Annotated in this window: 11 protein-coding genes; 7 read left to right on the top strand and 4 right to left on the bottom strand. The window is 63.9% G+C overall.

Annotated elements, in window-relative coordinates:
• Nucleotides 1-448: 448 nt before the first annotated feature.
• Complete coding sequence (locus tag YU9_RS0133800; RefSeq protein WP_027576736.1) at nucleotides 449-1807, bottom strand: hypothetical protein; 1359 nt, start codon at nucleotides 1805-1807, stop codon at nucleotides 449-451.
• A gap of 275 nt (nucleotides 1808-2082) precedes the next feature.
• Here YU9_RS0133800 and cysE point away from each other — a divergent pair, with 275 nt between their 5' ends.
• Together cysE and YU9_RS0133790 are read left to right on the top strand one after the other, a co-directional pair.
• On the top strand, nucleotides 2083-2907 hold the full coding sequence (cysE, locus tag YU9_RS0133795; RefSeq protein WP_027576735.1) for a serine O-acetyltransferase: 825 nt from the start codon (nucleotides 2083-2085) through the stop codon (nucleotides 2905-2907).
• Between the two features lie 130 nt (nucleotides 2908-3037).
• Nucleotides 3038-3256, top strand: coding sequence for a DUF3126 family protein (locus YU9_RS0133790; protein WP_007602550.1), 219 nt, complete (start codon nucleotides 3038-3040; stop codon nucleotides 3254-3256).
• Between the two features lie 493 nt (nucleotides 3257-3749).
• Here the strand turns inward: YU9_RS0133790 and YU9_RS0133785 are convergent, their stop codons facing one another.
• The gene (locus YU9_RS0133785; protein WP_027576734.1) at nucleotides 3750-4457 is read right to left on the bottom strand and encodes a hypothetical protein; all 708 of its coding nucleotides are present in this window, start codon (nucleotides 4455-4457) and stop codon (nucleotides 3750-3752) included.
• Nucleotides 4458-4680: 223 nt separating this feature from the next.
• On the opposite strand from YU9_RS0133785, the gene YU9_RS0133780 reads away from it, so the two are divergent.
• The 3 genes from YU9_RS0133780 (at nucleotide 4681) to YU9_RS46575 (ending at nucleotide 7439) form a co-directional block, all read left to right on the top strand.
• Nucleotides 4681-5010 carry a hypothetical protein gene (locus YU9_RS0133780; protein ID WP_027576733.1) on the top strand — a complete coding sequence of 110 codons (330 nt, stop codon included), beginning with the start codon at nucleotides 4681-4683 and terminating at the stop codon, nucleotides 5008-5010.
• Nucleotides 5011-5093: 83 nt separating this feature from the next.
• Nucleotides 5094-5624, top strand: a complete 531-nt coding sequence (locus YU9_RS0133775) for a gamma carbonic anhydrase family protein (RefSeq protein WP_027576732.1) — start codon at nucleotides 5094-5096, stop codon at nucleotides 5622-5624.
• A gap of 297 nt (nucleotides 5625-5921) precedes the next feature.
• Entirely contained in the window at nucleotides 5922-7439 is a 1518-nt protein-coding gene (locus tag YU9_RS46575) for a PAS-domain containing protein (RefSeq protein WP_245266639.1), read from the top strand.
• 28 nt (nucleotides 7440-7467) lie between these two features.
• Here YU9_RS46575 and YU9_RS49350 read toward each other — a convergent pair whose 3' ends face one another.
• A complete protein-coding gene (locus YU9_RS49350; protein ID WP_198028342.1) occupies nucleotides 7468-7632 on the bottom strand; it encodes a hypothetical protein in 165 nt (54 codons plus the stop codon).
• 95 nt (nucleotides 7633-7727) lie between these two features.
• On the opposite strand from YU9_RS49350, the gene YU9_RS0133755 reads away from it, so the two are divergent.
• Together YU9_RS0133755 and YU9_RS0133750 are read left to right on the top strand one after the other, a co-directional pair.
• Nucleotides 7728-8066 carry a hypothetical protein gene (locus tag YU9_RS0133755; RefSeq protein ID WP_027576730.1) on the top strand — a complete coding sequence of 113 codons (339 nt, stop codon included), beginning with the start codon at nucleotides 7728-7730 and terminating at the stop codon, nucleotides 8064-8066.
• A gap of 103 nt (nucleotides 8067-8169) precedes the next feature.
• A complete protein-coding gene (locus YU9_RS0133750; RefSeq protein ID WP_027576729.1) occupies nucleotides 8170-8547 on the top strand; it encodes a hypothetical protein in 378 nt (125 codons plus the stop codon).
• 189 nt (nucleotides 8548-8736) lie between these two features.
• On the opposite strand, the gene YU9_RS0133745 is transcribed toward YU9_RS0133750, so the two are convergent.
• A complete protein-coding gene (locus YU9_RS0133745; protein ID WP_027576728.1) occupies nucleotides 8737-9231 on the bottom strand; it encodes a hypothetical protein in 495 nt (164 codons plus the stop codon).
• Between the last annotated feature and the right edge of the window lie 154 nt (nucleotides 9232-9385).

Raw genomic sequence — 9385 nt, 5'->3', positions numbered from 1 at the left:
AATGATGCTGCTAATCAGCCTGCATAAAGGATAACGAGTTCCCGCCGAACAGCGGGAGTGAACGTCCCTGCCGGGACGCTGGCGTTGGTGAGATCGCCCCTGGCTTTGCGGCGCTCGAAAGGGCAAAGCGCGCTTCACACATTGATCCGCCAACGTCATCTTACGCCATCATGCGGGGGGCACGCCCCTACCGCGGAGAGAACCATGGACCCGGCAAGGATGTTCAAGGAGAGCTTGACCTCACGCCCGGAATTAGAGAACGGCCTGGGTCACGAGCAGACGTGCAAGCGGGCCGATCGAGAGCGCCTGGAGTTCGCCATGGGCTGTTATCGGACTATATTTCTTTGCCGACGCGGATAGGCTGTTGAACGCCATTCTCGGCGTTCCTTTTCGACGAAGGCGCGATCGCTGCTCGGGCGAAACCAAGCGTGATGACGCTTCATCCCTCTCATCCCGCTTTGCTGTCCTCGCCAAGCCGCCGCGCCGCGGCCATCAGCACCACGAACGTGGCAACCCACACCATCCGCGCGCCGTAGCGGTCGTGCGGACCGGAGATCACGCCGCAGATGAAGGCGTTGCCGAGCAGGGCCAGCGTCACCGTCGCCGCCAGCAGCGTCAGATCGTCCAGCCGGCGGTTCGCCAGCGCATGCGCGAGCAGCCAAACCAGCCCCAGCATCGAGGCCAGCGCGACTGGGACATGTAGCCAGTTGACGTTGTCGAAATTGATGGCCCAGTGCTGCTGCCGCGCCGCGCGCATCGGCGCGACCTGGGCGGGGACGTAGCGCTCGATGATGCCGTAGGTGTGCGGGATCCAGCCATTGGTGCCTTCGCCGGTCGCCACATGCAGCAATTGCTGTCCCATCGCGCGGAGCGCCGCGCCGGCCTGCCAGGCCGGATAGTCCGCAAGCGAATGCACGACGATGTAGCCCATCTCCTCGTTCATGCCGTCGAAGCGGCCGAGCGTGTTGAACATGCTCTTGCCCCACAGGAATTCGTCGGCGGTCGCCGGCAGCTCATTGCGATAGGGGCAGAGCTTGTAACGTTCGCGCGGGCAATGGTCGTTGAGATAGTGTGCGACGATGCCGTCCTGCATCATGCGGCCGAAGGCGACGCCATAGCCGCCGGGCGTCCAGGCCAGCTTGCCGGATAGCGCGTAATTTGCCGACACCAGCATCAGGCCACCCGCGACGATGGTGAGGCTCGCCTGCGTCAATCCGGCGAGCGGCAGCCGTTTGCCGAGGAACGGCCGCATCAACCAGCCGGCGGCGCATAGCCCGAGCAGCACGCCGAGCGTGGCGCTGTGGGTCGCGGCGGCAAAGGCGGTGAAGACGAACAGCGATGTCTTCTCGAGCGTCGAGGTGCGGCTTGCGCCGACCACCAGGAGGAACAGCGACAGCACCGAGAGCCCGGCAAAGATGTCGGTGAGCAGCATGCTCGCAAGCCAGGGCAGCGCGGTCGACAGGATCAGGCCGAGGCTGATCGCGACGAAGCGGAAGGTCTGCATCAATCCGAGCACGCGCAAGGTGAGTTGCAGCAGCCACAGCGTCGCCAGCGACTGGGCGGCGAGGTTGATCCAGAAGCCGAAACTCTCGCCATAATGCAGATAGAGGCCGAAGACCGTGGAGCGGCTGGGAACGAGATAGCCCTCGTACCAGCGCGCCAGATAACCGCCGGTATCCCATTGCAACAGCGGATAGCCGTTCCAGAACGCCGGCGCGATCATCAGGAGGGGCAGGGTCACCGCCGCCAGCCGCAGCCAAAACGTATCAGCGGCGCGCGCGCGCAATTGTTCGGTGGTGATGCTCAAATCTGCTCCCGTCCTCGCTCGGACATGACCGCAATAACGGCTCAGAGAGAATTCACCAATAGTTTGACGCCGCCCGGCTTGAATTTGGCAAAACTCTGACCACCTTGAGCCGACCTTGCGCTTCGGGGCGTTAGAAGAAACTGTTGTGTTTCAAAGCCTTGGCATACCCCGGCGGGGCAAGGTGCTGTTCACTCTCAGGCAAGCCCGTCAGGACTTTGTCGCCTAGACTGTGCTATACAGCCCGCAAAAGAAGCCCATTCGAGAGAGCAAATCCCATGGCAGTGCATCAGGTCAATCCGGGAGGAAAGCTCGCATCGCTCGATCCGATCTGGGACCGGATCCGAAGCGAAGCGGAGGACATCGTCCGTCGCGAGCCGGAGCTTGCGACCTTCATCTATTCGGCGGTGCTGCATCACGGCCGCCTGGAAGATGCGGTGGTCCACCGCGTCGCCGACCGGCTCGATCACTCCGCACTGTCGGGCGACCTCGTGCGCCAGGCCTATGCCGAGGCGCTGCGCGACGATCCCGATCTCGGCAACGCCTTCCGCGCCGATCTCGTTGCCGTCTACGACCGCGATCCCGCGACCTCCCGCTTCATCGACCCCTTGCTCTACTTCAAGGGCTTTCACGCCATCCAGACCCATCGCCTCGCGCACTGGCTCTATCTCAAGGGCCGCAAGGATTTCGCGTACTACCTTCAGAGCCGATCGTCGGCGGTGTTCCAGACCGACATCAATCCCGCCGCGCGCATCGGCCGCGGCATCTTCCTCGACCACGCCACCGGTTTCGTCTGCGGTGAGACGGCTGTCATCGAAGACGACGTCTCGATCCTGCACGGCGTCACGCTCGGCGGCACCGGCAAGGAGAACGAGGACCGTCATCCGAAGATCCGCCATGGCGTCTTGATCGGCGCCGGCGCGAAGATCCTCGGCAATATCGAGATCGGCCATTGCGCCCGCATCGCCGCCGGTTCGGTCGTGGTCAAGCCGGTGCCGCACAACGTCACCGTTGCAGGCGTGCCCGCCAAGATCGTCGGCGAAGCCGGCTGCGCCGAGCCGTCGCGCACCATGGATCAGATGATCAACGCCATGGGGCTTTGATCTCCGTTCGATCGGAACGGGCCGGATTTTCCGGCCTTTTCCGTCCCGAATTTCTTTGGCAATTCATGCTGGCGGTTCGCCGCGTCTCGTCGTAAACCCCGCCAACCAGATTTTCGATTGGAGACTTGCCGTGGACGTCAAGGAAGTGAGAAAGCTAGATGCGTATCTGAAGCGCGTATTCGGCAATCCCAAGATTCGCGTCGTGCCGCGGCCGAAGAAGGACGATTCCGCCGAAGTCTATATCGGCGAGGAGTTCATCGGCGTGCTGTTCGTCGACGACGAGGACGACGATCGTTCGTTCCAGTTCCAGATGGCGATCCTCGAGGACGATCTCGTCGATCAGGAGTAGCTGTCGCTTCGCCGCTGCGAGCGAAGCGAAATCTTCGCCGTGCGCGCCGCTCTCGTGGCCCGGACGCACTGCAACGCCCTTAGCGTTGCAGTGCAGAGCCGGGACCCAAAGCCACACGGCGCATCTCTGCAACATGGGCCCCGGCTCAGCAGCGCACCGTCGAAGAGACGCTGCGCTGCGTCCGGGGCACGCATCGAAGATCGAGATGCGCTCTCTCCACACCGTCATTGCGAGCGCAGCGAAGCAATCCAGGAATCTTTCCGCAGAGGGATTCTGGATTGCTTCGCTGCGCTCGCAATGACGGGCATCAGCATTACTGCCCCCAACTCGATCTCCGTGCAGAATGCGCAGCCGCATCGTTCAAACCGGTCAGGCATGACAGGTCAGATCAGGCTTCTGAAAATACGAAGTCGTGCCAAGCACTTGGCTACTGTGCATGGGGTTGTTTTCGAAGTTTTTGTTTTGGAAGGCCTCCGCCCAGGCGGAGCCCCGCTCAGCCCCGCGGCCCGCGCAATTGCGCCGTCAGCTTCTCCATCGCATCCGCTACGTCGCGCCATTGCGATAGCCAGCTCCGCGGAAAGCGGAAGGTGAGGTCGGCACCGCCGACGCGGCGCTCTGAGAGGCACATGCCTGGGGTGGCCGCATCGCGGGTGCAGCGCGTGGTCAGCGCGGGGCTCACCGCGGAGTAGAGGTCCTCGCTGCCGTAGGGCGTGTCGGTGCGGAACATCCGCATCGTCAGACCGTCCACCGGCGTCGCCGCGGCCCGGTCGAGATAGCGCGGATAGATCGTGGCGGTTCGCTGCTCGGGCGAGAGCGCTTCGTGATGGGCCGCGATCGACAGGAAGATGCGGTCGATCGCTTGCACCGCCGCTTCCACCGTGTCGGCGGTGACGTGCTTCGGCGCGCCGGGCGGCTCCAGCGAGGGATAGAGGAAGTCGAGATCGATGCGCTCCTGCGGCCCGGAGTGGCGCTGGATCTTCATGCGGATCGCGGTCACCGGCAGGTTGAACAGCGTGCCGCCGACGCTCACCGGCAGCTTGTCCGGGGCGTTCGCGCCCCGGCTGCCCCAGGTCGGCCACAGCAGATAGGCGACCAGCGCCACCGCGCATGCCGCGGCAGTGCCCCCGAGCACGATCGGGACGACATGCGCCCGGATGCGCGTGCGGGGGGACCTGAGGGGAGCTGCCGAAAACACCGTCATGAATTGCGCAAGTCGAGCCGGAGGTCGGCCGATGGCCGACGAATCAGCGGCGAATATGCCATGCGACCGCGATTTCGCGGAGCGTTCCGGGCTGCGGGGATCGGGGACGGCTCTGCGCGGACCGGCCGGCCGCGTTAACCTTCCCTTAAGGATAATGTAGCGTTAACCGGCACTCTTTGTCACAGGAAGACACCTCGCGTTGCGCAAGAGCGGACCACTTCCGATGACACCTGAAGCTCTCAACACCTTCTTCTCGATCTGCATCGGTTTCGCGCTCGCGGGCGCGCTCGTGAACGGATACCAGGCGCTCGCGCAGCGGCCCGCCGGCTTCGGCCTGCTGCAGGACGGCGTGGCGCCGAAAACCTTTGCGGCGGTTCCGTTCCTGGTCTTCGCCGCGCCCTTCATCATCATGCGCAACACGCTGCGCGGCATGCGGGTGGAAAGCCGCCGGGTCGAGTTCGTGATGATGGCGACCCTCATCGCCGGGTTCTGGAGCATGATGAGCGGCACCTTCTTTCTGATGACGCTGCGCGCCGCCGGCCTTCTGGTCTGATGCCCGCGCCTTGAGCGCGGCCGGCCCTTTGCCTCCGGGCCGCCGTTTGGCTATGCCAGTGGTAAACGCGACAGGAGACCTCCATGGCGATCTACGAGCTCGACGGGCAGGCGCCCGATCTTCCCGCCGACGGTAATTATTTCATCGCGGAGACCGCCACCGTGATCGGCCGCGTGCGCCTGAAGCCGGGCGCGAGCGTCTGGTTCGGCGCGGTGCTGCGCGGCGACAATGAGTGGATCGAGATCGGCGAGGGCGCCAACGTGCAGGACGGCTCGACCTGCCACACCGATCTCGGCTTTCCGCTTGTCGTCGGCAAGAATTGCACCGTCGGCCACAACGTCATCCTGCACGGCTGCACCATCGAGGAGGGCGCGCTGATCGGCATGGGCTCGATCGTGATGAACGGGGCCAGAATCGGCCGCAACAGCATCGTCGGCGCCGGCTCCGTCATCACCGAGGGCAAGGAGTTCCCCGAGCGCTCGCTGATCATCGGCTCGCCCGCGCGCGTGATCCGCACGCTCGACGACGCCCAGGTGCAGAAGATGGGGAGTGCGGCGAAGTTTTATGTCGCCAACGGCCCGCGCTTCAAGCAAGGCTTGAAGCGGATCGGCTGAGACAGCACCGGCGCGGCCCGCGTCCGGGCAGCATGGCTCCGCACCGTAAAAGTACCGGCGCGTACTTTAATCCTCCGCTAGCGCGATCACGCCTACCGTTGAGCGTTTTCAACCAGGGGGAGTGGCGCCATGGATGCGACGGCGCTGGGATCCGGCTTCGGTGCCGGAACCAAATTGTTGACGAAATTTGTAAGGTTCGCGCGGTGACGACCGCCAGGAAGCCGGCGATGCTATAAACCTTCTCCGCGACGGTGAGCGTGTCGGCGCATCTTCCTGCTCGTGATGTCGATTCAGTCGGTGCGCTTGCAGACGACCTATCGTCACATGCATGCGTCCTCAGCCGCGGCGGCGATCAACGTCGGACGCATCAATGCGCTGATCTATGCGATCGTCATGGAGTCGCGCGGCGTCTATATGACGGCCGATCGCGGCAAGATGAAGCAGTTCGCCGACGGTCTCTTGCGGCGCAACCATGAGCTTGCCGAAGCCGTGAAGACCATGGAGAAGAACGTTCGCGACGACGACGCCGAGCTGTTCTCGAGCTTCCGGCAGCGGATCACCCAGTTCATCGACTTCCGTCAGGAGCTCGCGCGGCGCGGAGTGGAGATCAGCTCGGCTGCGGCGCGTGAATGGGGCGACAACGACGCCAACCGGGCAATGCGCAGCAAGCTCAACAGCGATATCGAGGCGCTCGAGCGCATTTACCAGCAGCGTGCCCGCGAGGCGGACGAGCTCGCTAATGAGAACCGCTATGCGGCCGCCTATCTGTTCGCGCTCGGGCTCGCCGCCTTGCTGCTGGCGGCGCTCAACGTCGTGGTCATGCGCGGCTCGGTGGTCGGAGCGCTGTCCGAAATCACGCAGGCGACCGACCGGATCGCGCAAGACGACGTCAAGAGCGAGGTGCCGCATCTGCACCGTCACGACGAGATCGGGCATCTTGCGCGCGCGGTGCAGAATTTCCGCGATGCCGTGGCACGCATCTTCGAGCTCATCGAGCTCGGCACCGCGCAGGCGCGCGACGCGGCGATGACCGAGCGCGACAAGTTCAACGACAAGTACCAGGCCAAGAAGTGGCAGCTCTCGGCCGCGATCAACAGCATGCCGCAGGGCCTCATCATGCTCGACGGTAAGGCCAATGTGGTCGCGATGAACGCCAACTACCGGAAGATCTACAGTCTGCCCGAGACGATTCAGGCCGGATCGACCCTCGAGGAAATCCTCCAGCACCGGGTTAGAAGCGGACTGTTCAGCGGCGACGTCACGAAATATGTCGGAGCGGTTCTCGACCGGATCGCCAAGCGCCAGCCGACGGCCTATGAGATCGCCCTGAACGATGGCCGCATCATCAAGATCTACGAGCGCCCGATGGACGGCGGCGGCTGGGTTTCGGTGCAGGAGGACGTCACCGAGCAGCGTCAGCGTGAGCGCATTCTCGAACGGATGGAGCGCTTCCTCGCCACCATCATCGAGAACGTGGCCGAAGGCATCATCGCCAAGGACGCGCGCAATCTGCGCTACGTCTTCGTCAACAAGGCCGCCGAGAAGATGATCGGCATGTCGCGCGGCGAGATCATCGGCAAGACCGCGCGGGAACTGTTCTCCGCCGAGGCGGCCGAATTGATCGAGCGGCGGGATCAGCAGTTGCTGGCCCAGAAGCAGCAGCTCGAACCGATCATCGATACCGTCGACAATCCTACGCGCGGCCGCCGCGTGATCTCGGCTCGCCGGCTCCAGATCGGCGGCGCCGGCGAGGAGTCCCACATGTTCGTGACGATGGTGGAGGATCGCACCGAGAAGATGGTGGCGGCAGCCTAGCGGTCGGCGTGCGCCGCGGAGCGGTGCCTCAGCGCCCCTCGGATTTGTGCGCCTTGATCGCGCCTGCCACCTTCTCGTGACCGGCGGCCCAGAGTGCATGTTCGTCGCTGCCGTCGAGGTAAGGATTGGCCTCGGCCGGAATGTTTTCGCGCGCGGCGCGTTCGCCCTCTGCAAAGGGATCGCGATCGGTCATCGTGATTTGCCTCCCTCGCTTTCAAGCTGATGTGACGGCATTTGTTCCGGAACAGGTCTTGATGGCAGCCGTTGACCGGCAAAGGAGCACTTGCAATGGCCAGATCGTCCGCAACCGGCTCAATCAAGACCATGATCATGATCCTCGCACTCGCGGCGATGCCGGCCGTCTCATTCGCGCAAACGACCGGCGGCTCTGCCGGGCCGACCGGAGGCTCGGTGGGAACGACTGGAGGTTCGGTGGGATCGACCGGAGGTGTTCGCAACGCGCCCGCTCCGCCGCCCGGGACCAACAGCCTGGGTACGGCTCAATCATCCGGCCCGGGATCGGGAGTCACCACCGGCACCGGCACAGGTGGGGAGACTGACGCCACCGTCAACACCGAGAACCGACAGCTCGACCGGAAGATGAAGAGCATCTGTCGCGGCTGCTGACACTCGCGCGGAAGTGAGACAGCGTGGCTGTCACGTGTTTCCAACTGACGTTAGCTTGATCCTGCTTTGAGGCGTGGAGCGTGTCCACGCGGAGGATCGAGTGATGTTACGCAAGATGATCATGACGGCGCTGACTGTGGCGGCGGTCGGGCTGTCGGCGCCACAAATGGCCGAGGCGCGTGGTTTCGGACATGGTGGAGGCTTCCATGGTGGTGGTTTCCATGGTGGTGGTTTTGGCGGGGGCGGCTGGGGGCACCGGCATTGGCATGGCGGCTTCTGGCCAGGCGTCGCAATCGGGACGGGTCTCGTCGGTGCCGGCTACTACGGCGGCTATTACGGCTACGGTTACCCCTATTCCGGTGATCCCTACTATTATGGTACCGGCTACGACGATGGCGGTTACGGCGGCTGCTACGTCGTCCGCAAGCGCGTGATGACGCCTTCGGGATGGCGGTATCGCCGCGTCGACGTCTGCGAGTGAGGCGGGAAGGCCTACCGGCCCACTAAAAAACAAGGCCGTTGACGCAGTATACCGTCAACGACCTTGCCAGCCCCGGATATTGAAATCGGCTCACGCCATCCGGTGACGGCGAGCATCGCGCGGAATCATAGGGGTGAATGTGATCCAGTTCACAAGTGGCGAAAATAAAGTTCCCGCGCCGTGATCAGCTCATCCGCGCGAGCGTTTGCGTGCGCTGGCGTGGACGCGGTACCGAGCCGGTTTCCTGCGGGTAACCGACGGCGTTTCGACCTCGGTCGCCCGTGCACTGGCAAAGGACTGCCGCAGGCCATCGATCGATTCGTTCAGGCTTGCGACCTGCTCGGACAGGCGCTTGGTGTCGGCCTGTTGCGCCGCCATCAGCCGCTTCATCGCCTGGAGTTGGTCCTGCACCACCTGAAGCTGGTCGATCGATTCCTGCTGGGTCGCTTCGAGCCCCTTGGTCTTCTCAACGAGCTGCTCCGATGCCTGAGCCGTGCGGGCCTGAAGCTGCCGCGATGCCACCACCCGGTCGGCCTCGGGGGCGGCGCCGGTATAGGCACGCCAGATCGCGATTGATGTCACCCCCGCTATCAGGAGCAAGAGGGCCGCGGCGGTCAGCGCGATCGGCTGGGCGCCTAGGCGGAGGAGGGGGTTGGACGGTGTGTCCTGGGCGAGATCGATCATCGCTGACAAAACCCAAATAGAAACTTGGTGAGTGGCGAAGACCGGCAACCCAGAGGGGTCACCGGGGCGTCCCGAAAACGTTACGTTTCGGCAAGGAATGGGACCAAAAAGAGGCTGAGAGCCAAAAAACCAGTGATCAGCAGGCCTTGCGGGT

Source organism: Bradyrhizobium sp. WSM1743 (assembly GCF_000473065.1).
GTDB lineage: Bacteria > Pseudomonadota > Alphaproteobacteria > Rhizobiales > Xanthobacteraceae > Bradyrhizobium.
The sequence above is the reverse complement of the archived record's forward strand: the minus strand, read 5'-3'. Positions and strand labels throughout refer to the sequence as shown.